Raw genomic sequence first — 23,515 nt, 5'->3', positions numbered from 1 at the left:
CCAGGCTTCAAATTGTAGAGACCCGTTACAGCAATGTGACGGGTTTTTTGCTGTCTGGGATTTAGTAAATAGCCCATGCCGAACTCAGTAGTGAAACAAAATAGCTCGAAGGCGAGCCCCGGCCAACGATAGTGTAGCATTTGCTATGTGACTTTCTACCGCTGTGGGCACTACGACATCCCAGGCTTTAAATTGTAGAGAGCCCGACTAGAAATAGTCGGGCTTTTTTACGTCTGCAGAAAAGTGAAATGTGCGCAATTAACACACACTCATATCGCGACACAAAGATAGTGTAGCATTTCACTGTGGCTCTCCACCGCTGTGGGCACTACGACATCCTACTGCGTAGCGCACAGGCTTCAAATTGTAGAGAGCCCGAATCTAACGATTCGGGCTTTTTTACGTCTGCAGAAAAGTGAAATATGGGAGAGTAACGGACATTACATACTCGATTCTTCTCCAATTCATCTAAATGTACAAGCTGAGCGGAATAGCTCATTATTCCGGTACTAAAGTTAATAACCAAATTTAAAGGCTATTTAAAATAGCCCGTAAGCTTGAGTTTCTTCACTTTCAGATTCTTCTAGTTGTGTTGGTTTAAATATTACGCTTGGATCAATTAATACACTGTGCTTTTGTGAAAGCTTGATTAATCCTCGCATCATATTTTTAGTTTGTGGGTCTAGATCAAAACCGACCTCAGTGAGCTTATCTAGTGGTTTAATGTCTTCTTTTTTATAGTCGATATTATCTTCGACTTTATCTACCAATAACCCTACATGTGGGTTTAAGCCGTCTTTGGTGGTGAAAACAATAATAGGTTTATAGTCTAAGGTTATTTGCTCTTTAGCTGATTCAAATAAACGCTCTAGCTGAATTAGGTTACTACGCTTAATTTTTTCGAGCAGAGCTGATACTTGTTTATAATCGCTTTGATTATGAGCTGATATAGCTTCCTTTACCGTTTCTAGCAATGATTGGAAAGGTTCGTTAAGCCGAGACATTGTTAGTTTTAAGTCTTCATTATCGGTGTTGAACTCTTTGTAAAACAGAATAAAATCTTGTAGTTCTGCATCATTGCTTGAAATAGAAGCCGAGCTATTTAATAAGTTACTTTGAAGGGTATTGAACCAGTTTAATAGTTTTTCTTGCCATATTCTTAGTTGTTTTAGTATATGCGCATTACTTTGTTCGGTTGAGATATTATTTAAAATAATACCTAAATCAAAAACAGGCGTTGGTATATCCATATAATCTTTAACACCAATAAAGCTTTTATTATTGTTGGGTAAAGTTGTTAGATTATTGTCAAAGCGCTCTGTTAATAAAATATCGAGTATTTTAAGTGAAATTGTTTTGCAGCCCACTTTAAAGTTTATTAATTCCATGCCTTTATCTTAATTTACCTATTAATGTTTTAAGGATAGAACAAATTAAATAAATAGCTTAAAGATGGATAAAATTTAACAGTGATAGGGCAACTAAAAGCTATTAGATGGTACTTGTGAGGTTTTTTATGGCACGTTTAAATTGATTCTCAAGCTGTTTTTTTCCTAATAAACCTAAGTGTTGAATCATTTTTTCATTACTTTCATTTTGAAGCACTAACTTTATTAAAAGTTGTTTATCCGACTCTGTTAATTGAGATATACAAGAAGGTGACTGGCTCAGTAACTGCCAAAGAGTTGCAGAGATACTAAATTGAGTGAAGTTACTTTTAGTGAGCAGCGCTAGTCGCTCGTGAGTCTCTAGGCTTATTAACTCGTCGCGAAATCCTTCAATTAGGATATTCACGAGTTGCCAATCTAGTGTTTTAAAGTGTGTTAAAAGCCCATAAAAAAAATCGTTTTTAAACTGCTTTTTCAAAGGTTGAATAATTGTACTTTTGTCACTTAAGCATTTAACCACAAGCGCCGAATGTTCAGCGGTGCTTTTATCGCGTTGATAACCTAATTTTACAGTATCAAACCCTCGGTTTTGCCAAAAATTAAGTAACTGCGCTGTTGCCCCAAAGCTTGCACCAAGCCAACTACATTGGCTTTTTACCTGCGATTCGCAAAAACTAAGTAGCTTTTTACCAAGTCCTATATTGTGGGAACTCGGATCAATCGCTATTCGTACAACGCGAGCGCTCAGTTGCGTTAAACAGTCATTATTAAAGCTAAGTTGTGAGAGTGCTTGCGCCATTAAATGCCCTTGCGGACGGCGCTCTCCACTTATAATCTGTAGGGCAATTTCTTCACTCAAACCACCTTCTATGGCGATTAAGCATACGCCAACTAATTGATTATTAATTTTGCTAATAAATAGTCTTTGCGATGGTGCGTCTAGTAGTTGGCGTAAGTCGTTGACACTACTTTGATAGTGAGCCAGTGCAAGTAGGGCAATAACTTGCTGCAGTAAAGGCTCATTGTTTACAAGGGATTGCTGAGTTATTTCGCTATGTACTGGCTGCTCTAATTCATTACTACTTAACTCTATATATTGTGCATCGAGTGCTAGTAGTGTGCGAATGTGTTGCTCAAGAGGATCGTGTTTAGCAAAGCGCAGTGGCTCATCAAGTGTTACAACTTTAGAGGCTTTATAGTGTGCTTTAATATAGTTACTAAAGCGAATGGTATAACCCCTACCATTGCCTTCATACCCAACCAGAGTGCTTGCAAATACTATACGAGGGTAATGAGCTAGCATTTGTAGTAATAACGGAACAGGAATTGCTGCAGCTTCATCAACGAGTAGTAAATCGCACTCAGGTAGTGTGTTTAATAACGCGTCAGGTGCAACGTAGTGCAAATTGGCGAGCTGTTTATGTTCAGCGTTGTATTGAAGGCTTAACTCTTGGGCTAAATGTTTAAAGCTGCTATGGGTCGCTTTAAACTGAGTGCTGCAAATAATTACTTTTTTATCAGTTAGTTTTGCCGTTGCTAAGCCAAGTGCTGCCGACTTACCTCTGCCTCTATCGGCATTAATGAGTAAAGGCCTGTTGGCACGACCGTTAGCTACTTTTACTATTTGCTCAATACAGTTTTGCTGTGGCTCATAATCAATTTTATTATGCATTACATAGCTAGCGTTATTACTAATACAGCCATTTTTTTCACTAAAGTGAAAAGCGGGCAACGGTTTAATAATAGTCGCGAAACGCTGATTAAATATGCTGTAGTTAATGCTCTGACCGTGTGATTGCACTGTACTCAATGCTGGATCTTGCCAAGAGGCTAAATCATCCAGTTCAGGCAGTAATAAAAACAGTATACCGCCTGCTTTAACGGTGCCGGCAAGTGCTGCAAGTTTATCAGGGTGCAAACCACTAAAGCCATCGTAAACAGCATGAGCAAATTCTTGCCCTAAAATTTGGTGTGTGCGAGTAGGCCAGTACGAATCTTTAATCGCGCACTGCTTGGATACAACAAGTGTATTGTTTTCATCTATTAATGAGTTAAGTATTTCATAACACCAAGTTGAGCTGCCAGTAATTAGCACCAGCTGACGATGATACGCGTCAGCTAATTGTTGCTCTAACTCATTTAGGTGTGCTTTATACCGCTTGTAATCGTGCATAAGCCGTTACTAACCATTTACTACCAAGGTCGTCAAAGTTAACTTGTACGCGAGATTGCGCGCCACTACCTTCATAATTCAGTACAGTACCAATACCAAACTTAGCATGCAGTACGCGTTGTCCTAAGTTAAAGCCACTGTCTTCAAATGCGGCATGGCTAACTGATGCGCTAAAACGCCCAGCGGCAGGCGGGCGAGAAACCTGTGTTTTAATACGAATTTCTTCAACGCAGTCTTCAGGGATTTCGCGTAAAAAGCGAGATGGGCTATGGTATTTTTCTTGCCCGTATAAGCGGCGACTCTCAGCATGGCTAATGTATAACTTATCCATTGCTCGTGTCATGCCTACATAACAAAGGCGGCGCTCTTCTTCTAAGCGACCCGACTCTTCGTTGCTTTGCTGAGAAGGGAACATGCCTTCCTCTACGCCTACCATAAACACTAGCGGAAACTCTAAGCCTTTAGCTGAGTGAAGCGTCATCATTTGTACGGCGTCTTCGTGTTCTTCTGCCTGTCCTTCACCTGACTCAAGTGATGTATGCGCTAAAAAGCCTTGTAGTGGTGAGCTGTACTCTTCGTCTTCAGGCAGCTCATACTGATCACACGCACTAATTAGCTCTTCTAAGTTTTCTACGCGAGCACGACCTTTTTCACCTTTTTCGGCTTGGTACATTGCCATCAAGCCTGAGGTTTGAATTGTGTACTTAGCTTGCTCATGCAAAGTTAGGTCGCTAACTTTATCTTCTATTTGTTCAACGAGTTCTACAAACTTACTTACTGCACCAGAAGCACGACCAGATAAATGCTGTTGTTCTACAATTGCTTTGGCGGCATACCAAAGCGGTAACGATTCTGCTCGTGCACAATCGCGTATATGGCTCAATGTTTTATCGCCAATACCGCGTGCTGGCGTATTAATTACACGCTCAAACGCGGCATCGTCTTGACGATTACCTACTAGGCGTAAGTACGACAACGCATCTTTAATTTCTTGTCGTTCGAAGAATCGCATACCACCATAAATACGGTATTTTAAGCCTTCTTGCAGCATAGCCTCCTCGAGTACACGAGATTGCGCGTTACTACGGTATAAAATTGCGGCATCTTGCAGGGCATTACCTGCATTTAACCAGCTTCGTAGTTTGCTACTTACAAAGCGTGCTTCGTCTAACTCATTAAATGCCGCATAAATAGAAATTGGCTCGCCGTCGTTACCGTCGGTCCACAAGCTTTTACCCATACGCTCTGAGTTATTTTGAATTAATGCATTAGATGCTTTCAAAATAGTCGCGGTTGAACGGTAGTTTTGTTCAAGGCGAATGGTTTCAGCGCTAAAGTCAGTTAAAAAGCGTTTAATGTTTTCGATTTTAGCACCACGCCAACCGTAAATGCTTTGGTCATCGTCGCCTACAATCATAATGCTGTTAGTATCGCCTGCAAGTAACTTTAACCAAGCATATTGAATGGTATTTGTATCTTGGAACTCGTCTACGAGCATATGTGCAAAGCGTTGCTGGTAATGACGTAGTAACGTAGGGTTATTTTTTAACACTTCGTAGCTGCGTAGTAATATTTCGGCAAAATCAACTAAGCCAGCTCTGTCACAGGCTTCTTGATAGGCGGCGTAAACACGCAGCATCATTTGCTCGTTAATATCGTATGCTTGAATATCTTTAGGGCGAAGTGCTTCATCTTTTTTGGCGCTAATGTACCAGCCAAATTGTTTAGCAGGCCATTTTTTATCATCGATATTCATCGATTTTAATAAGCGCTTGATCATCCGAAGTTGATCGTCAGAGTCTAAAATTTGAAAGGCTTCAGGTAAGTTAGCTTCACGGTGATGAGCACGTAAAATACGATGCGACAAACCATGGAACGTACCAATCCACATACCACCTACAGGGGCTTTTAGTGTTTCTTCAACGCGGCTGCGCATTTCTTTAGCCGCTTTATTAGTAAAGGTTACGGCAAAAATACTGTAAGCAGATGCTTGCTCAACTTGCATAAGCCACGCAATACGATGAACTAACACTCGTGTTTTACCAGACCCAGCACCTGCTAACACCAGCATGTTTTGTAGTGGTGCTGCAACGGCATCGCGTTGTTTGTCATTTAAGCCATCGAGTAATTGTGAAACGTCCATCGTTACGCCTTTTTAATCAATATTGTGGGCAGTATAACAGGTGTTTTTGTTAGGCTAAATAAAATACTGTTTTTATAAACAGCTATTTATAAAATAGCCTTAAAAACGAGTAACTTGATAATTTTTTGAACAAAAAAAAAAGCGTAAACGCACAATAAAAATTGCTAATTTGACCTAAAGTTAGCAAAATTTACTAACTCTCTAAATCTAGGCTAATTTAACTATTTGATTTGTAAGCTTTAATAAATTGGCATAGAGTGTGTAAGTAAATAATTATAAAATCAAATAAATACAGAGGTTAGTATGGCAGATCAAGGTTCTGGCGGTAACGTAATCGCAGCATTATGTAATATATTTTTTCCTGGCTTAGGGCAGTTAGTGCAAGGGCGTATTTTAGCGGCTATATTTTTTGCACTCGCTATTATAATAAGTTACGCACTAATTTATGTGCTTGTAGGCTTTGTACTTGTGCCTATTATTTACTTATGGTCGATTATTGACGCAGCGCGTTATAGATCGCGAAGTTAACGGTTTTAAAGTTGAGTAAAATAGCGCCCATGTGGCGCTATTTTACTTTATATGTCCTGTGGTTTACGGGCGTTTACGTATATAATTACGCAATCAAAGATTTACAGGCAAACCCTATGGAATATCAATTTATTCGCGACCCTATTAGTGGGCTACGTATTAAAATAAGCAGTGAACACGCTATTATTGGTCGCTGGCTAAACGAAGAAATAGGCAAAGACAAAGTAGCCATGGTGCTAGCGCTTATTGCATCGGTAAGTTCAAGCTATGAGCCGCTAACGCTAAAAGGCCAAGAAATAGATTTAATATTAACCAAAGACGAAGCATTATTTGAAGCCCATGCGCTTCATCAAGACAGCGAAGACCTAATAGCGTATCAGGATGACGATTTAGCGCTTGAAGAAAATGGTTTAAGTAGTGGTTGTGGCTTTGAAGATTTCATTGATTTAATTGATTCATGGCATGAGTTTACGACGTCACGATAAACATAATTAGCACACTAATAAAAATATACAGCAATGCACAATCAGCATTTTATCTGTATTATTACACCAACGAAATTACGCCAACCAAAAACGACAGGAATTGATATGTCTGCCAATTTAAACAAGCTAGTAGTGATGCTAGAAATGCAAAACGCCATGAACACTAAAGTACATGAGCAATGGTTTACTCAAGGATTTGAATGGTACCGCGCTATTTGGGTTGAGTGCGCTGAAATGCTGGATCATCATGGTTGGAAATGGTGGAAAAAACAAACACCAGATACTGAACAAGTTATTTTAGAGTTGGTTGATATTTTTCATTTTGGTCTATCGCTTAGAATTGACGGCAAAACTAGCTACGAAGACTTAGCAAAGCAACTTGAAACTGAGCTTAGTAATGCTCAACAAGCGGATGACTTTAAACAAACGCTAGAAATATTAGCGGCTTGCGCTGTTGCAGATAAAATGTTTAATGCCGCTGCCTTTGCCGGCTGTATGGCGCAAATGGGTATGGATATTGATGATTTATATCGCGGCTACGTAGGTAAAAATACGTTAAACTTTTTCCGCCAAGATCACGGTTACAAAGATGGTAGCTATATCAAAGAGTGGAACGGGCAAGAAGATAACGAGCATTTAGTTGAAGTAGTTAAAAGCCTTGATACGGAACATGCAGATTTTGCAAAGTTAGTATACCAAGGCCTTGAAGCGCGTTACCCAAAAATCTAGCCCACGTAAACTACGTTAAATAATCTTACGATAGTCGGTAACACTCAGGTAATCGGCTATTTCGTTATGTGGTTGTTGGCTATCAGGGTTAGCAACTGCAAGTAAGTGCTCGATGCCGTATTCTCGTGCGGCATTTAATACCGGCACACTGTCATCTACAAACAAAGTGCGCTGCTTATTAAACCCTAAGTTTTTTTGTACTTGGTGCCACAAACTTTGTTGCTCTTTACTTACTCCATATTCATGAGTAGACACTACACCATCTAGGTAGTTATCAATCGCTGTATGCTCAAATTTAAGCATGACACTCTCAGGGTGGGCGTTGGTAAGTAAAATTAACTCTTTGCCTGCTTTTTTAAGCTCAGTTAAAAAATGAGGTACGTCTTCGCGCATTTTAATTAAATGCTGAGACTCTCGTTTAAGCTCCATTATAGGCAAGCTTAATTGCTGCTCCCAATAATCTAAACAATACCACTGTATTTGACCGCTCACAGCTTGATAGCGTTTTAAAATATCTGCTTTAGCTGCATCTAGGCTAATGCCTCTCGCTAATGCGTGTTGCGCAGGGATAACGTTAAGCCAAAAATGACTGTCGTAATGTAAATCGAGTAATGTTCCATCCATGTCGAGCAAAACGGTATCGATTTTTGACCAATTTAACATAGGAATTTCAACTTATAAGGTTTATTATTGAACTAACTGCCATGATAGCAAATTAACGCCAATGACACAGAAAAAGCACCCAACACCACCACAAATCCTCAGTAACAATGTTGTCGCTAAAAGCCGCCTGTTTACTGTGGAGTCTTTAGAGCTAAAGTTTTCTAATAACGAAGAGCGCCAGTATGAGCGAATTCGCGGCGGTGGCCGGGGAGCAGTGATGATTGTTCCGTTAAGTGCAGATAATGAGTTACTACTTGTACGTGAATACTGTGCGGGCACAAACAATTACCAGTTAGGTTTTCCTAAAGGCTTAATTGATCCGGGCGAAACCCCAGAGCAAGCTGCTAACAGAGAGCTTAAAGAAGAAATTGGCTTTGGTGCTGAGTATTTTAAACCATTAAGAACAGTAACAATGGCGCCGAGTTACTTTAATGCCACAATGCATATTTTATTTGCTAAGCAATTATACCCTCAAACCCTTATTGGTGACGAACCTGAGCCGCTTGTTGTTGTTAAGTGGCCATTAACTCAGTGGCAGTCATTATTAGAGCAAGAAGATTTTACCGAAGCACGCAGTGTTGCAGCTTTGCTATTATTAGATAAGTATTTAGCGTCTGGAGCTGCCGATGAATAAATTAATCGAACCGTGCATTGAATTAGCTGAGCGTGCTGGCGATGCAATTATGGCTATTTATAAAAAAGGCGATATTGGCCAGCAAGAAAAATCAGATAACACGCCTGTTACCAAAGCTGATTTAGCAGCAAATGACGTACTGGTTGCTGGATTAAAAGTATTAGCGCCCGATATTCCAATTATGTCGGAAGAAACACCTATACCAGCACTCGCTGACAGACAAGACTGGCAGCGTTATTGGTTGCTCGATCCGATGGATGGTACAGGCGAATTTATTTTAGAAAGTGGCGATTTTGCAGTAAATATTGCATTGATTGAAAATAACCAGCCAGTGCTAGGGGTTATTCATTGGCCTGCCAAAAGTGTGACTTATTTTGCTACAGCTAAAAATGGTGCTTTTAAACGTGAAAACTCAATTGATAAGCAAATATCTGTAGCGCCACCAGAGAACTTAACGCTTGCAGTGAGCCGCCGCCAAAAAATAGAAGCGGTGAGCCAGTATTTAAATAGTCAGTTTACAACGATTGCTGTTGGCTCCTGTTCTTTAAAAGCTTGTATCGTTGCAGAAGGCAAAGCAGATTGCTTTTTAAGAATTGGCCCAACGGGTGAGTGGGATACAGGTGCTTCGCAAGTTATTATTGAGGAAGCCGGTGGCTGTATTACCGATGCAGAATTTAACCCGTTAACGTACAACCAGCGCGAGAGCACTGAAAACCCTGACTTTATAGTAATGGGACATCCTGATTGGGAATGGCAAAAAATGATAAATCCACACCAAAGATTGAGCGCAGAATAGCGCTTTGGTTGCTTTTTGTTCACTTGAACAACATTAAGTAGTTTAAGCCTTGCATTATATGTTTATTCCTATATAGTAGCGCTCTCTTCAAGGCAGGCTCGTAAATATTACGAAAATGTTTTAAAGAAATTACAGGCGCGGGATGGAGCAGTCTGGTAGCTCGTCGGGCTCATAACCCGAAGGTCGTCGGTTCAAATCCGGCTCCCGCAACCAATATTTTTATTGAAATTTGGTGCAATAGGTAGTTTTAAAAGGTCGTCGGTTAATTCTTCACCTTCACAACTCCCGCAACCAATTTCCTTAGGGATTGAGGTTACTGTAAACTCTAACTTAAGAGATAAAATAAAGTAGTCGATAGACTTAAAATATACAGGCGCGGGATGGAGCAGTCTGGTAGCTCGTCGGGCTCATAACCCGAAGGTCGTCGGTTCAAATCCGGCTCCCGCAACCAATTTTTTATAAAGATTTAGTGCAGTAGGTAGCTTAAAAAGGTCGTCGGTTCACTTTCCACCTTTCCACCTTCCCAGCTCTCGCAATAAATTTTTAATTGGAAGCCAAGTTGTAATGTAAGCAACTTAAAACAAGTCTACAAATTTCAGGCGCGGGATGGAGCAGTCTGGTAGCTCGTCGGGCTCATAACCCGAAGGTCGTCGGTTCAAATCCGGCTCCCGCAACCACTGAAATTAAATATCTAAAAAATTAAAACAAAATCGCACTCTTTATTGAGTGATTTTTTGCGTTTGGAGTTTAATAAATTATTATAAATTTAAATCCACTGTTACTGCGTAAAACACTTTGCACAAGTAAGCGAAGGTCGTCGGTTCGCTTTTTACAAACTCAAGCTCCCGCAACCACTGAAATTAAATATCTAAAAAATTAAAACAAAATCGCACTCTTTATTGAGTGATTTTTTGCGTCTGAAGTTTGGTAAAATTCTTTATATTCTGCTTTATTTAATGACTTTCCTCTAATACCTGTAGCCTTTAACAAATAAATTTTTTAAAAGAGAATTTTATGTTAAAACGGTTAAAATATTTTAAGTAACAATACACATGACAGAACTTTATCACTGGTTTGATTTAATAGGCATTGCGGTGTTTGCTGTATCGGGCACTTTATTAGCGTACGAGAAAAAAATGGATGGCTTTGGAGTCGTAGTTTTAGCTACGGTAACCGCAATTGGTGGTGGTACAGTACGAGACCTAATTTTAGACGCTCCTGTGTTTTGGTTACACGATCAAAGTTACTTTTTAGCCATACTCGCTTCAGTATTTGTTACAACACGCCTTATAAATAAGCAAAAGCCGATACCTCATTATATTTTACAAACAGCGGATGCGTTTGGCTTAGCTTTTTTTGCAGTAATGGGGGCGCAAAAAGCGCAACTTGCTGGTATGCCTGATATGACAGCGGTAATAATGGGTGTAATTACAGGCTGCTTTGGTGGATTAATTCGAGATGTACTTGCCCGTGAAATCCCTATGTTATTAAAAGGTGAGCTTTACGCTATTACCTGCATAGCGGGAGGCACTGTTTATACACTTAGTATTGGTATTTCGTTAGCAACCGAAGTGGCAATGATATTAGGTATGTTAATGACCTTATTACTTCGTTTAGCTGCAATAAAGTGGCAAATCACATTACACGTTTTTAAATATCCTGACTAAACTGGTGTAATCACACCATTTACTAGGATAAGGAATGTCTTTAGCTCGTATATTTTCTCGTGCCCAAGTGGGTATAAGCGCCCCTGAAGTTATTGTAGAAGTTCACCTAGGAAATGGTTTACCCGCTTTTCATATTGTAGGCCTGCCCGAAGCGTCAGTTAAAGAGTCGAAAGATAGAGTGCGTAGTGCGCTCGAAAACTCTCAATTTGGCTTCCCCGATCAACGAATAACCGTAAATTTAGCCCCTGCTGATTTGCCAAAAGATGGCGGGCGGTTTGATCTTGCAATTGCTGTGGGTATTTTAGTCGCCTCTGGACAAATAGTGTGTCCTGATATTCATAAATACGAGTTTTATGGTGAGCTTGCACTTAATGGTGAGGTGCGTGGTGTGAATGCTATTTTACCTTCGGTACTTGCTGCAAAAGAGCAAGATCGCTGCTGCTTTTTACCCTTTGCAAATGACAGTCTAGCAAGCCTAGTTAATGGCGTTAAACGCAAAGCCGTCAGTTCTATTCAAGAAGTGTGGGGGGACTTACTTAATCAACAACCTTTGCCATTGAATATAGAGTACCCCGACTGCACGCAAGCCCCTGACTTTTTGCTCGATTTAAGCGATGTGAAAGGTCAGCCTGGCGCAAAGCGAGTATTAGAAATCGCCGCAGCTGGCGGGCATAATTTACTTTTTTTAGGCCCCCCAGGCACTGGTAAATCAATGTTGGCCCAGCGAATGGCAACTATAATGCCTACTATGTCGGACGATGAAGCTATTTCGACTGCTGCGCTTTACTCTATTATTGGGCAATCTATAGATTTAACTAATTGGCGACAGCGGCCATTTCGTAACCCGCATCATACGTGCTCAGCGGTTGCTTTGGTTGGTGGCTCATCAAACCCTAAACCGGGTGAAATTTCATTGGCACATAATGGAGTGCTTTTCTTAGACGAATTACCAGAGTTTGAGCGTAAGGTGCTTGATTCACTGCGTGAGCCGATGGAGACTGGTACGGTTACTATTTCACGTGCAGCTAGGCAAATGGAGTTCCCAGCGCAGTTTCAGCTTATAACCGCATTAAACCCAAGTCCAACAGGGAGCCATACTGATAAGCGAGCAACTCCCGATCAAGTTATGCGTTATTTATCGCGCGTGTCGGGGCCTTTTATTGACCGTATTGATTTACAAATAGAGCTTCCTCGGTTAACGAGTGTTGAATTACAAAGCACTCAGCCGGAGGAAAGTAGCGCTGAGGTTAGAGTAAGAGTTGAAGCGGCTTATTACCTACAGTTAAAACGCCAAGGTAAGGTTAATGCGAGGCTTAATAATAAAGAAATGAGTGTGCACTGCGTATTAGCGCCTGCAGAGTTGCAGTTCTTAGCCAGAGCAAGCGAGAAGCTGTCTTTATCGCCACGTTCTTATCATCGAGTGATAAAAGTGGCGCGTACTATTAGTGATTTAAAAGGCGCTGAAAATATTAGTTTAAATGAGCTTAAAGAGGCACTTAATTACCGTGCTTTTGAGCGCCTTATTGCGCAATTGACTAAGTATTAAATAGAAAGCATATAACCTTTACCGCGTACGGTAACAATGCGTTTCTGATCTTTTTCGTCATTTAACTTTTTACGTAAACGACCAATAAGTACATCAACAGTGCGATCATTTGGGCTCCAATCTGGCTGGCCTATTTCTTCTGATATTTTTTCGCGGGAAGTTGCTTTACCTGCATTACTAATTAAACAAATCAGCACTTTATGCTCGGCTTCAGTTAAGCGTGATTCAACGCCCGCAGCAGTAATTAATGTGCGGTTATCGGGATGAAGCTTAAAGTCAGCATACTCTATAAACTCTTCGCTTTCGTCGTCTTCTAGGTTAACGGCAACACGCTTATAGAGCGCGCGCATGCGTAGCTCCAACTCAAGTAAATCGACGGGCTTACAAATATAGTCGTCAGCACCTTGAGCAAGACCAGCAATACGATCGGCTTGGGAGTCACGACTCGATAATACAATAACGCCAATATCGGTCAGTGTGTTTAATTCTTTTGCGAGCTGAAGACCATCGCGCTTAGGTAAAACAATGTCAATTATGGCTAATGATATAGCACCGCGCAGGTTTACTCGCTGCTTTACAATGCTAAGTGCATCAGCGCCAGTGGGGTCTACCTCTATTGTAAATTCGGTATCTGCAAAGTGATTTTGGATGCGTTTAACGAGTAGTTCATCGTCTTCAACCAATAAAACATTAATAGCCATAGTACTTTATTTTGAATGCTTATAGCCTTATATGGTAGCACCATTAGGTAAATGCTGAGAAGGGTGTTTAGTCGTTTTAGGTAACTTAATATTTCAAAAGAGAGAAAGGCGTTATGAGAGGATGAGATTAGCACCTTTAAACTAATTCAAAGGTGCTAAATAATTAATACTGCTATTAATAAACCTGTATTAAGTCGTTATTTTTAAGGTCCAGGCTCAGTCATTTTTATACATGGAGTCCCACCATTGAGGCTCGTCTTTTAGTTTTTTATCAAAATATGCGAGCATGGTGTTCCACCAATTAAATCGTTTATCGCGTGCAAAAATTTGGTGGTCGGCGCCTTTGTATTCTATTAACTCTACATCTTTATTAAGCAGTTTAAGCGCAGTGTACATTGTTAAGCTCTCGCCAACAGGTACATTGGTATCGCTATCACCATGAAGAAGTAGCATAGGTGTTGTTACTTTGTCGGCATGAAATACAGGACTATGTTGGCTGTACAGCTCAGAGTTATTCCACGGGAAGCTATTTTTTGATGCTTCGCCAGAATATAAGTAACCCCACCAACCTTCACCCCAATACGAGGTAATATTAGAAATACCCGCATGAGCTATTGAAGCACTAAATATATCGGTTTTAGTTGCTAATAACATGGTCATGAAGCCACCGTACGATGCCCCTAAGTTACCTACTTTTTTACTATCAACATAGTCGTATTTCTTTAAAAAGGCTTGCGTGCCTTCGATAATATCGTCTGCAGTGTAGTCGCCCCAGGCATTAACATGCTGCGCTGAAAACTTTTGTCCAAACCCTGTTGCGCCAGTAGGTTGTACTACATAAACAACGTAGCCATTTTCTGCCCATAAGTTAAACGGGTAACGACCTGTAAAACCACGCGTAACTGGTGAAGTGCCGCCGTAATAATACACGAGCGCCGGGTGCTTTTTAGTTTTATCTAAATTGCTAGGAATATAAACGCGGCCAGTTATTTCAACCCCATGTTTATTTTTAAAATTAAACTCTTCTAATGTAGGGAGTCGTGTATTTGCATAGCTACTTGGTTTTGAATCCCATATTAAATCTATTTTATTTTTACTTACGTTAAGGCGCTTTAGTTGTTGTGGCGCTAAAGCGTTAGTGCCACTTAATAAAATTTCGGTATTACGGTCGTGCGAGTAACTAAATTTTTCAACGATATCCAATCCCGTATTTAATTTTTTAAAGCGCTGTTTACTTAAATCAAATAGATAAAGTGGTTGAGTGTCTTGCTCTGTTACTTTAATAAGCGCATCGCCGTTTTCTAAAACGTGCAGTTGGCCAATCGCGGGGTCGAACTGTTTACTGAGTGCTTTTACGTTTTTACCGCCTTCAGTAAGTAGGTAAAGTTGCCCGTCGTAGTTATTAGCGAGCATAGCTTTTGGTAATGCTCTGCCTGCGCCATTTTTAAAGTCGGGGCCTGCAACTACATAAATATCTTTATTTGTGTATTTGGCTAAATTAAACGTTTTGAATTTACCAAGCGATGAAAGCTTGCTCGATTTTAAATCGAGTTCAACTAACTCTGTTTCTGGGTGGGTTGATGCCTGCATTGCCATTACTGGGCGGCTCATTAATATTTTGCCACGGTTACTATTTGAATCTTCAAGGCTGTAAGAAAGAGGACCTTGGCTAAGTGCTTTTGTTAAACCACTTTTAGTATCAAGCATATAAATTTGGCTGATGGAACGTGCATACGACCAGCGATCTTGCAGACCTTTATAATGCTTAGTTAAGCTATCAGTACTCTCAGGTGATTTAGACCAGCTAAATAAAAGGCTACTGTCGTTATAAAAGGTAAAGCCATTGGCTCCTTCTAAATCGTTTGCTAATATTTTTATTGATAAATTTTTACGATTCAGTTGTTTTAATTCACCGTTGAGCAAATACACCAAAAACTGATTATCAGGGCTCCAGATTATGTTACTTGGTTGACCTGCTTCAAATCGATATAGCGTGTGGTCGTCTGCATCTTTAAGTACAGTAACGGTATTTGCTTGGTTTTGTGTTTTATCGCTATAAGTGCGCGTGGTAGTAACGTACTGCTTGGCATTAGGTGCGAGTGATAATTGGCTAATTGTAGGGGCGTCAAACAGTTGTTTTGCAGATAAACGTTTTGTTTGTGAAGTGCTAAGCGTAATTTTATCAACCTCGCTTTTAGGTGCAAAATCAAGCGTTACGTCGCGCCAATTAGCTACTTGCTGAGCTACTATTAAAACAGTGTGAGTACTGTTATTCAAAGCTAGCTTATAGCTATTTTTATCGCCAGTTTGTAGTTCACCATTAATAAATAACTGACCTTGCTCGAGCCCTTTTAAGGTAAGCGTACCTTGTGTGAAGCGGGTTGTTTCAATATTAAATTTTAGTGCTTGTAACCCACCTAGAGTAAGTGCATTAATTTTATTAAATGGTTGCCAATTTTGTTTTTTCCCAAATACAGAAAAGCTCTCTGAGTCTGCTTGTAATTGCGGTAATAGGTTGTTAATAATGGTCTCACCGTGAGGTGTTTGAAAAGGCTTTAACTGCATGTCTTCGGCAAGTGGGCCGATAAATTGAATTTTTGATTTATCCAATGGTGCTGCTATTGCTGCAAAGCTTAAGCTACTAAGCGTTAAAAGAGTTGCTGCGCGTTTGACTAGCTTATTTTGATGACACCAAGGTGCGCTAAATTTCATTATTGTGCCTATTATTATTGGAAGTTTGGTCAAATATAGCATGTATTGTTACTATGCTTACATACCCAATATAGAGGAGAGAAAGTGACTTTACTGATAGTTTATATGGTAGTGGCGATTGTGATATCGTTTTTATGTTCTGTGATGGAGGCTGTGCTATTAAGTATTTCGCCCAGTTATGTTGCATCACTTAGAAAAGAGCATCCTGAGCTTGCTAAACGGCTCGAAAAGCTTAAAAACAATATAGATCAGCCTTTAGCTGCTATTTTAACTTTAAATACAGTTGCTCACACTGCTGGTGCTGCCGGAGTGGGGGCACAAGCTGCCGTCGTATTTTCCGACGCAGCTGTGGGTATTGCATCAGCTATTATGACGTTACTTGTATTAATTCTTTCTGAAATTATTCCTAAAACATTAGGTGCTAATTACTGGCGAGCTTTAACGCCAAGTGTGACCTATTCATTACGCTTTTTAGTTATATCCTTAAAGCCTTTTGTTTGGTTTGCACAAAAGCTCACTAACCTGATGAGGCCAGAGCACAACGAAGCGTATTACATCCGTCAAGAAATAGAGGCTATGGCTGATATAGGCACTGAATCAGGGGCGCTTCATCAAGATGAGTCTGAAATAATTCGTAACCTATTGCACTTTAGACATGCAAAGTTATGCGATTTAATGACACCTCGTACGGTCATTTTTAAAGTTCATAAAGATTTGACTGTTAATCAGTATTTAAACGATCACGGCTCGTCATCATTTTCTCGTATATTGGTATTTGATAAAGACAGCGACGATATTGTAGGGTTTGTGCATAAAAACGATATTATGCTGGCATTTCACCGTTTAGGTACTGATTACAAAATTAGCAAATTGATTAAGCCCATTTATACGGTGCCAACCTCTCAGAATGTATCGTCATTACTGCAAACTCTTTTAACAAAGCGCACACATATATGCTTAGTTGTTGATGAGTACGGTGACGTACAAGGAATTGTAACGCTAGAGGATATGATTGAAGCTTTAATGGGATTAGAAATCGTAGATGAGCGTGACCAATCAACTAATATGCGAGCAGTAGCTAAGCAACGTTGGCACAAACGCTTAGCAAGTAGTGCGCATATAGTCAGTGAAGAAGATAAGCACACTCGGGGTGATAATTAGCTAACAGGCCCCGAGTAAATATTAGTACCGCTTTAAGCGGGGCTGCCATCAGTTCTTAGCCAATTTTTAGCCCAATCTATAAATTCATTTTTGGGTTTAGGAGAGCTATATAGAAAGCCTTGTATGGTTAAGTCTTTTTTATAGTGTTTTAGATAGGCAAGCTCTTCTGGTCGTTCAACACCCTCGGCTACTAAATCTAAATGCTCTTTGTTCGTGATATTAACCAATGAACTAACAATAACCTGAGAAAATAAGTCAGTTTCTATATTACTAATGAGGGAGCGATCTATTTTAATTTCAGTAAAGGGTAGGTTTCTGAGTTGGTTTATATTAGTAAAACCAACACCAAAGTCGTCAAGCGACACTCCAAAACCATGCATTCTTAATCTGTTTAATGTTTCAAGCTGTGCGAGGCTTGAGAGTGCATGCTGTTCTGTTATTTCAATAATAATGTTACTAGGAGTGAGTTGATTAAGCTCTAAAATTAGCAGTAATTTATCTGGACAATTTAGATCATCAAGTTGGATAGGTGATAAGTTAAATGCCATTTTAAAATCGTGACCGAGCTGTGCTTTTATATTTGAAAATTCGCTGGTGGCCTTTTCAAAAAGAGAGAATGTAATTTGATTAATTAAATTGTACTGCTCAGCAAGGCTAATAAAGCGATTTGGTAAAATAATGCTACCATCCTTACTTGATACAATCCGCGCCAGTATTTCAACACTCTCTATTTTATTATTAATCGCATTAACTTTAGGTTGATAAAAGGGTGTTACCTCATCATTTTTTAATGCCTTAATAAGTTCACTTTTTGAGATCAGGCTCTCTCTTAATAAAGTGTGACAATTTAATTTTGCTACTTTGGTAAGTAATTTTCTCATTTGGGATAGTTGAACAGGTTTTGGTATATTACCAATCAGGTGTGCGTTGTGTTGTTTTGCCAGATCAGCTGCTAGGCTAATTACTTTATGGTCCATTTCAGACACAATAATTATTCCGCCTTGATAATTTAATGCTCCGAGATGTCGTATTAATTCCATTCCATCCATTTCAGGCATATTGAGATCGGTGAAAACAGCGTCAAAGCGGTTTATGTCATTGGCTACTTTTTCGAGTGCCTCGGCAGCACTTAAGCAGGTAACAACCTTTTCAGACATATCTAATTCACTGAGTATGGCTTCCATAATTATCAAAATTGCCTTTGAATCATCAACGACTAAAATATTTGGTACCATTTTCTTCATTGTTATCCCTTTCAAAATAAGGCGTATTATTACTATAAAAGTAGTAGTATTTTTTGCGTTTGTCAGTTTTAAATAATTTTATTTAAAAAGTTACTAACTACCGTTACTCGTGTTTTTTAGCCGATTCGGTATACTAACGCCATTGTTTTAAACGGTTTTAATTATGATAAGAATAGATCTTACTTTAGCTGAACAGCCTTTTTCATTTATGGTTTCAGGGCAAAAGATTGTACAAGTTTTTCATGCTCAACAAGCCATTACCTTTGATAATCCTCGTGAAAACTATTATCAATTTACTTACGACAACAAAGTAATAGGTATTGATACAGAGGCAGTGGAAGAGCAAAGCATTTCGCTATTTGTAGATGAGCAATTTGCAACACAACTTGCGTTACCTGCCCCGGTAAATGCAGCACCTAAAAAAGGCTTTTTAGGATTAGCAGCATTAGGTTTTAAGCTTTTTAAAAGTGCCAAGGTAATTAAAGTAGTGCTTGCAGGGGCTTCTGTTGCAGGCTATGCGTGGTTATTTAGTATCGAATTTGCACTAATGCTAATTGGTTGTTTAGTCGTACATGAGTACGGACATGTGCGCGCAATGAAATACTTTGGCATAAAAACCAAGGGCATTTACCTAATCCCATTTGTGGGCGGGCTCGCTGTTAGTGACGATAAAATAACAACGCGTTGGCAAGATGTAGTTATATCACTAATGGGGCCTGCATTTGGTTTAATTACTTCTGTATTGGGCGTGGTTTTATATTATGCCACAGAGATGGAAATATTTGCCGGTGTGGCGGTGCTTAGTGCGTTATTAAATTTATTTAACTTGTTACCTATTTTACCGCTTGATGGTGGGCATGTATTAAAAAGTATCAGTTTTTCAATGCGTTCATGGATTGGTTTGAGCGTATGTTTACTCGGGGTACTATTTGGCTTATGGCTGAGTTACACATTTGGTTTGATGTTACTGGTATTCTTTTTGTTTGTCGGTGCGCTGGAGATTGTATTTGAATGGCGAGGCCGTCACTATTCACATTTGATGCCGCTAGATAAATATGGCCAAGGCTTTTCAGCTGTTATGTATGCAGTTGTAGTGGCTGGGCATGTAGCTGTAATGATGCATTTTGCGGATTCAGAGAACCCCATATTAAGCCTGCCGATGACCATTTTATCGAGTTGATAATCTACGATTAAAGAAGTATCTCAGTAAGCTGTATACGTAGACAATACAAAAGGGTACCTATTGTCTACGTATAATTAAGCACTATCTTTAAACGGCTTTGTACTTCTTCAACGAGTAAGTCTGGCTGAAACTTAGATAAGAATGCATTACACCCTACTTTTTCTACCATAGCTTCGTTAAAACTACCACTTAAGGAAGTATTAAGGACGACATAGAGATTTTTAAGCCTGCTATCATTACGTATTTCATGGGTTAAGCGATAGCCATCCATTGAAGGCATTTCAGCATCTGTAATTACCATTAAGAGCTCTTTTTCGACATCTCGCCCTTCATCAGCCCAGCCTCTAAGCATGTTAAGAGCTTCTAAGCCATTACTTGCAGGCACAATCTCAATGCCCAGTTGTGACAGCGTATCGCTTACTTGTTTACGTGCAGTGGGTGAGTCATCGGCGTGAAGTATTTTACGTCCTGCAAACTCATTGACGATACCTTGATCAAGTACTCCCTCTGAAATATCTACTTCATATTCAACTATTTCGGCAAGCACTTTTTCTACATCAATAATTTCAACGAGCTGTTCTTGGCCATCGCGCTTTATTTTAGTGAGGGCTGTTAAGTAATGATTTTTACCAACAGAGCTAGGCGGAGGCATAATATCTGACCATGTCATATTGACGATTTGATCAACTTTGCCAATTAAAAAGCCTTGTACGCTTCTATTGTATTCAGTAATAACTAAGTTACAGTCTTCGGCGTATTTTACTGCGGACATAGAAATAGCCTGCCGTAAATCGATTACAGGTATAGATTCACCTCTAATATTCGCAACTCCGGTTATTTTGGAATGAGAATGGGGAATTTTGCTTAAATGTGGCAATTTTACCACTTCCTTTATTTTAAACACATTGAGTGCAAATAAATGCCGGCTATGTAAATAAAACAGTAACAACTCTAAGCGGTTTTCACCAACCAACTGAGTACGTTGATCAACCGAAGCTAAAACACCAACCATAATGAACTTATCTAATCTAATTATTTTATAACTATAGTCTACTATTTTTTAACTTCATAGCTCAGTTATTATTTTTCGATTACAGCTAGTTGTTGCTATGGTGGTATAATTTGCAGTACCGTACTACAGAGTAATTTTACTAATCTATTAGCAATAACTATGCATCATATTTTTAAACGTTTTATCGTGTTATTACGCAGTCATATAGAGCAAGTGAGTTGGCAATCTGTTGCGATTGTTACCTTTATGCATATTATTATTACGTGGTGCTTATTAGTGATCGCAAATGAAAAAGCCTTGATACCCCCAAGTACTTTTTTTTACTATTACGTAATAACAACATCAACGGTAGGTTATGGTGATTTTAGCCCAACGACAGAACTTGGCCGTTGGGTGGTAGCATTAGTACAGATCCCATTTGGTTTAGCTTTATTTGGTGTCCTGCTTGGAAAAACAGGGCAAACAGTTACTTATTTAATTAGGCGCGCTATGACTGGTGATAAAAGTTTTGCACACAGTATTAACCATATTATTATTTTTGGTTGGCACGACACTCGTACAAAAAAGATGATTGATTACATTTTGGCTGACAGGAAGCGAACTGACCGCCGTATTTTACTCGCGGTAACAGAGCAAATGGATCACCCTTTTTTAACTAACGAACATGTTGATTTTGCACATCTAACCAGTTTTACAAATTTATCCGAACTTGAGCGTGTTGCAATAAGTCGTGCCGATAAAGTCATTATTGATGGGCAAGATGACGATCAAACATTTACTACTGCACTGCGTATAAGCCGTTTAGTTAAGGATGATTGCCATATCAGTGCTCATTTCTTAGATGAGACAAAAATAGATATGCTGTTAGAGCATTGTCAAAATGTAGAGTGTAGCAGTGCTAAATCGGCAGAAATACTTGTACGTTCAATGCAAGATCCAGGTTCTAGCCGTGTACAAGAAGAGCTGCTTTCTACACTCCATGGTGATACGCAATTTAGTTTGGCAATACCTAAAGACTGTAAAGATATGGAATTTGGCACTTTGTTTCATCATTTTAAGCTTGAACATGATGCAATATTATTAGGCGTTGCACACAATTTGAGTGCGCAAAATATGGATTTAAACCCACCGCTTGATTACAAAGTAAGTGAAGGTGATATTTTGCACTACATATCTGTAGAGCGAGTATTAAGTAGTGAAGTTGATTGGACAAGTTTGGAACGATAGCTAGCCTACCCAAGGCGATGAAAAAGGCTCTTTTATCAGTGTCGTGACTTTTTGTGACACAGGTTACTTCTTTGCTTTGGATTGCGCCTAAAGACCGAAAGAATAAAGCTAAGTGCTAACCATCTTCACTATTTGCAGCCAGTCATGTTCTGTGACTGGTATAACAGATAATCGCCCTGCTTTTTTTAGTGCTAACTCAGTAATTGAATCATTCGCTTTTATATCTTTAAGACTCACCAATTTTTTTAGATGGCTTTGATAGGTTACTTCAACGACAACCCAACGAGGATTTTCGCTGGTGGCTTTAGCATCGTAATAATCACTACTTAAATCAAATTGAGTGGGATCTGGGTAGGCTTCTTTTGTAACTATAGCAATACCCGCTACACCCACTTGTTTACAGCTTGAATGATAAATCATCACCAAGTCGCCAATTTTAACGCCATCACGCATAAAGTTCCGCGCTTGGTAATTACGTACGCCTTCCCAAAGCGTGGTTTGTTTTGGAGCGTTTTTTAAATCATCTAATGAAAAAGCATCGGGTTCAGTTTTAAAAAGCCAGTAAGCCATAACAGTATTCCTAACATATATTTACTTCCCACTATTGTATAGTATCATTTGAATATCAGGGTAATGAGGAAGAAATGATGAGCCAAGTATTAGATGATTTATTGTCGTTGTTAACACTTGAAGAAATTGAGCAAGGTTTATATCGAGGACAAAGCCAAGATTTAGGCTTTGGTGCTGTGTTTGGCGGTCAAGTTATGGGGCAGGCGCTTTCTGCTGCCAAAGAAACTCTACCTGAAGGGCGAATAGTTCATTCATTACATTCTTACTTTTTACGCCCAGGCGATCCGGCTAAACCCATTGTTTATGATGTTGAAACTATTCGAGATGGGAAGAGTTTTAGTACACGCCGAGTAAAAGCGATTCAGTACGGTAAGCCTATTTTTTATATGACTGCGTCGTTTCAGGGTGAAGAAAATGGTTTGTCGCATCAAGCGACGATGCCTGATGTTCCCGCACCTGAAGAACTACGTTCATCGCTTGAGTTTTACCAAGATAACGCTTCACACATTCCTGAAGTCATCCGTAATAAGTTTACCCGTGAAATGCCAATTGAAATGCGACCTGTGACATTTCATAACCCGTTTAAGCCAGAAGTTATGGAGCCAGTAAAACATATTTGGTTTAAAGCCAATGGTGAAATGCCGGACGATCAGCGTATCCATAATTACTTATTAGCGTATGCGTCTGATTTTGAGTTTTTACCAACTGCATTACAACCTCATGGTGTATCGTTTATGCAGCCAAATATGCAAGTAGCTACTATTGATCATGCAATGTGGTTTCATCGCCCATTTAGAATGGATGATTGGATTTTGTATTCAATTGATAGCCCAAGTGCGAGCAATGGTTGTGGTTTAGTACGCGGGCAGTTTTTTGATCGCCAAGGCAACTTGGTTGCCTCAACAATGCAAGAAGGGGTTATGCGCCAGCGCTAACCCCTTCTGTAAATGCAT

The 23,515-nt window shown here is 39.5% G+C and carries 20 protein-coding genes and 3 tRNA genes; 14 read left to right on the top strand and 9 right to left on the bottom strand.

Features of this window, described 5'->3' with window-relative positions; translation table 11 throughout:
* Positions 1-539: 539 nt before the first annotated feature.
* From DO88_RS08790 to uvrD, 3 genes are all read right to left on the bottom strand, one after another.
* On the bottom strand, positions 540-1,388 hold the full coding sequence (locus tag DO88_RS08790; protein ID WP_033039517.1) for a hypothetical protein: 849 nt from the start codon (positions 1,386-1,388) through the stop codon (positions 540-542).
* Between the two features lie 103 nt (positions 1,389-1,491).
* A complete protein-coding gene (locus DO88_RS08795; RefSeq protein WP_033039514.1) occupies positions 1,492-3,561 on the bottom strand; it encodes a GNAT family N-acetyltransferase in 2,070 nt (689 codons plus the stop codon).
* A complete protein-coding gene (gene uvrD, locus DO88_RS08800; protein ID WP_033039511.1) occupies positions 3,539-5,704 on the bottom strand; it encodes a DNA helicase II in 2,166 nt (721 codons plus the stop codon). Before uvrD ends, DO88_RS08795 begins: the two co-directional genes overlap by 23 nt.
* 303 nt (positions 5,705-6,007) lie before the next feature.
* Here uvrD and DO88_RS08805 point away from each other — a divergent pair, with 303 nt between their 5' ends.
* From DO88_RS08805 to DO88_RS08815, 3 genes are all read left to right on the top strand, one after another.
* The gene (locus tag DO88_RS08805) at positions 6,008-6,232 is read left to right on the top strand and encodes a hypothetical protein (protein WP_002963009.1); all 225 of its coding nucleotides are present in this window, start codon (positions 6,008-6,010) and stop codon (positions 6,230-6,232) included.
* Between the two features lie 116 nt (positions 6,233-6,348).
* Positions 6,349-6,717, top strand: a complete 369-nt coding sequence (locus DO88_RS08810; protein ID WP_024590551.1) for a YacL family protein — start codon at positions 6,349-6,351, stop codon at positions 6,715-6,717.
* Positions 6,718-6,822: 105 nt separating this feature from the next.
* Positions 6,823-7,446: a dUTP diphosphatase gene (locus tag DO88_RS08815; RefSeq protein ID WP_033039508.1), complete on the top strand. Its 624-nt coding sequence runs from the start codon at positions 6,823-6,825 to the stop codon at positions 7,444-7,446.
* Positions 7,447-7,461: 15 nt separating this feature from the next.
* Here the strand turns inward: DO88_RS08815 and yrfG are convergent, their stop codons facing one another.
* Entirely contained in the window at positions 7,462-8,109 is a 648-nt protein-coding gene (yrfG, locus tag DO88_RS08820) for a GMP/IMP nucleotidase (protein WP_033039505.1), read from the bottom strand.
* 61 nt (positions 8,110-8,170) lie between these two features.
* Between yrfG and nudE the strand changes: the two genes are divergently transcribed.
* From nudE to DO88_RS08855, 7 genes are all read left to right on the top strand, one after another.
* Positions 8,171-8,743, top strand: a complete 573-nt coding sequence (nudE, locus tag DO88_RS08825; RefSeq protein WP_007378907.1) for an ADP compounds hydrolase NudE — start codon at positions 8,171-8,173, stop codon at positions 8,741-8,743.
* Positions 8,736-9,539: a 3'(2'),5'-bisphosphate nucleotidase CysQ gene (cysQ, locus tag DO88_RS08830; RefSeq protein WP_007378906.1), complete on the top strand. Its 804-nt coding sequence runs from the start codon at positions 8,736-8,738 to the stop codon at positions 9,537-9,539. Before nudE ends, cysQ begins: the two co-directional genes overlap by 8 nt.
* A gap of 136 nt (positions 9,540-9,675) precedes the next feature.
* Positions 9,676-9,752 (top strand) — tRNA-Met (locus DO88_RS08835).
* Positions 9,753-9,913: 161 nt separating this feature from the next.
* Positions 9,914-9,990, top strand: a tRNA-Met gene (locus tag DO88_RS08840).
* Positions 9,991-10,139: 149 nt separating this feature from the next.
* A tRNA-Met gene (locus DO88_RS08845) sits at positions 10,140-10,216 on the top strand.
* A gap of 375 nt (positions 10,217-10,591) precedes the next feature.
* Complete coding sequence (locus DO88_RS08850; protein ID WP_007376180.1) at positions 10,592-11,206, top strand: trimeric intracellular cation channel family protein; 615 nt, start codon at positions 10,592-10,594, stop codon at positions 11,204-11,206.
* Between the two features lie 34 nt (positions 11,207-11,240).
* On the top strand, positions 11,241-12,752 hold the full coding sequence (locus tag DO88_RS08855; protein WP_033029287.1) for a YifB family Mg chelatase-like AAA ATPase: 1,512 nt from the start codon (positions 11,241-11,243) through the stop codon (positions 12,750-12,752).
* Here DO88_RS08855 and DO88_RS08860 read toward each other — a convergent pair.
* Complete coding sequence (locus DO88_RS08860; protein WP_033029285.1) at positions 12,749-13,453, bottom strand: response regulator transcription factor; 705 nt, start codon at positions 13,451-13,453, stop codon at positions 12,749-12,751. The two genes, DO88_RS08855 and DO88_RS08860, sit on opposite strands and share 4 nt — an antisense overlap.
* A gap of 216 nt (positions 13,454-13,669) precedes the next feature.
* The gene (locus DO88_RS08865) at positions 13,670-16,165 is read right to left on the bottom strand and encodes an alpha/beta hydrolase family protein (protein WP_033039502.1); all 2,496 of its coding nucleotides are present in this window, start codon (positions 16,163-16,165) and stop codon (positions 13,670-13,672) included.
* 84 nt (positions 16,166-16,249) lie between these two features.
* Here DO88_RS08865 and DO88_RS08870 point away from each other — a divergent pair, with 84 nt between their 5' ends.
* A complete protein-coding gene (locus tag DO88_RS08870; protein WP_033029281.1) occupies positions 16,250-17,326 on the top strand; it encodes a hemolysin family protein in 1,077 nt (358 codons plus the stop codon).
* 32 nt (positions 17,327-17,358) lie between these two features.
* On the opposite strand, the gene DO88_RS08875 is transcribed toward DO88_RS08870, so the two are convergent.
* Positions 17,359-18,570 (bottom strand): EAL domain-containing response regulator, encoded by a 1,212-nt coding sequence (locus DO88_RS08875; protein ID WP_033039501.1) that lies wholly within the window; start codon positions 18,568-18,570, stop codon positions 17,359-17,361.
* A gap of 163 nt (positions 18,571-18,733) precedes the next feature.
* Between DO88_RS08875 and DO88_RS08880 the strand changes: the two genes are divergently transcribed.
* Positions 18,734-19,750: a metalloprotease gene (locus tag DO88_RS08880; protein WP_007376186.1), complete on the top strand. Its 1,017-nt coding sequence runs from the start codon at positions 18,734-18,736 to the stop codon at positions 19,748-19,750.
* A 67-nt stretch (positions 19,751-19,817) separates the two neighbouring features.
* Here DO88_RS08880 and DO88_RS08885 read toward each other — a convergent pair whose 3' ends face one another.
* On the bottom strand, positions 19,818-20,765 hold the full coding sequence (locus DO88_RS08885) for a chemotaxis protein CheV (RefSeq protein WP_007376187.1): 948 nt from the start codon (positions 20,763-20,765) through the stop codon (positions 19,818-19,820).
* Positions 20,766-20,924: 159 nt separating this feature from the next.
* On the opposite strand from DO88_RS08885, the gene DO88_RS08890 reads away from it, so the two are divergent.
* Positions 20,925-21,992 carry a potassium channel family protein gene (locus tag DO88_RS08890; RefSeq protein ID WP_033029275.1) on the top strand — a complete coding sequence of 356 codons (1,068 nt, stop codon included), beginning with the start codon at positions 20,925-20,927 and terminating at the stop codon, positions 21,990-21,992.
* A 108-nt stretch (positions 21,993-22,100) separates the two neighbouring features.
* Here the strand turns inward: DO88_RS08890 and DO88_RS08895 are convergent, their stop codons facing one another.
* Complete coding sequence (locus DO88_RS08895; protein ID WP_033039499.1) at positions 22,101-22,562, bottom strand: EVE domain-containing protein; 462 nt, start codon at positions 22,560-22,562, stop codon at positions 22,101-22,103.
* Positions 22,563-22,639: 77 nt separating this feature from the next.
* On the opposite strand from DO88_RS08895, the gene tesB reads away from it, so the two are divergent.
* On the top strand, positions 22,640-23,497 hold the full coding sequence (gene tesB, locus DO88_RS08900) for an acyl-CoA thioesterase II (RefSeq protein WP_002957902.1): 858 nt from the start codon (positions 22,640-22,642) through the stop codon (positions 23,495-23,497).
* Positions 23,498-23,515 lie beyond the last annotated feature (18 nt).

This window comes from Pseudoalteromonas sp. S3431 (assembly GCF_000690035.1).
GTDB classification, from domain to species: Bacteria; Pseudomonadota; Gammaproteobacteria; order Enterobacterales; family Alteromonadaceae; genus Pseudoalteromonas; species Pseudoalteromonas fuliginea.
The sequence above is the reverse complement of the archived record's forward strand: the minus strand, read 5'-3'. Positions and strand labels throughout refer to the sequence as shown.